Raw genomic sequence first — 1,031 nt, 5'->3', positions numbered from 1 at the left:
ATAACTTAGGCAAAATCCTAACACCGGCGTTAATGGCGATTTTAATCATCATGTCTGTCACTGCCTTGATTTACCCGGCAGGTGAGTTGACACAAGCCAGTGGCCCATACGTGAGTGGTGCGTTTGCAGAAGGTTTGACGCAAGGGTACATGACGATGGATGCGTTAGGCTCAATTGGCTTTGGTTGGATCATTTTCCGTGCCATTCGCAGCATGGGAGTGGACTGCCCGAAAGCAACGGCGAAATACACTCTAATTGCAGCCTTAATGTACGCTGTCGCGATGGCGTTTGTTTACATTTCGTTGTCTTACATCGGTTCCACTAGCTCTTACTTAGGTTCAGAATTTAGCAATGGTGGCGATATTTTAACGGCGTTCACCTTCAACCACTTTGGTGCGTTTGGCTCCGTGTTGTTGGGTGCAGTCATGGTATTGGCCTGTTTAACCACAGCGATTGGCGTAACAACCGCAGGCAGCGAGTTCTATGACAACACCTTTAGCAAAGTGAACTACAAAATCTGTGTCGTCATCACCATGGTACTGTCAGGCTTTATCGCCAACATCGGTTTAGAGCAGCTATTGGCAATCACTTTACCTGCGGTTGTGGCACTTCATCCTGTGGCGATTGCTTTGATGATGATGGCACCCGTTCGCAACAAAATGTCTCAGTTCATGTTGGTGCTTACCGCGTTCACCGCACTAGCATTTGGTTGTGTCGATGCTCTGCACATTTTGGGCTACATGCCGGAAGCTGCAGATCAATGGATGAGCCACAACATGCCTTTGTACAATGAGTTCGCGAGCTGGATTGTACCTAGTGTCATCATGGCAATGATCGGACTTTTGTTCACTAAAAAAGCAGAAGAAATCAAAGAATTCGAGCTGGTCAACGAATAGCCGCTTAACTTAAGACATCATTCTATAATTACGCTAACATACTGGACGTTTATTGATGACGGGCAAAGGAGTTGCCCGAGTAATGTTTCGTTGTGGAGCACATATGGAGAGTCACTATTTAGATATAAGAACCCT

At 46.3% G+C, this 1,031-nt stretch carries 1 protein-coding gene; it reads left to right on the top strand.

What is annotated here, in order from left to right:
- Window positions 1-896, top strand: an 896-nt coding sequence (locus R7E47_RS25380) for a branched-chain amino acid transport system II carrier protein (RefSeq protein WP_318085589.1), incomplete at its 5' end; no start/stop codon positions are given.
- Between the last annotated feature and the right edge of the window lie 135 nt (window positions 897-1,031).

It is taken from the genome of Vibrio sp. Vb1026, from assembly GCF_033338745.1.
In the GTDB taxonomy this organism is placed as follows: domain Bacteria; phylum Pseudomonadota; class Gammaproteobacteria; order Enterobacterales; family Vibrionaceae; genus Vibrio; species Vibrio alginolyticus.
The sequence above is the reverse complement of the archived record's forward strand: the minus strand, read 5'-3'. Positions and strand labels throughout refer to the sequence as shown.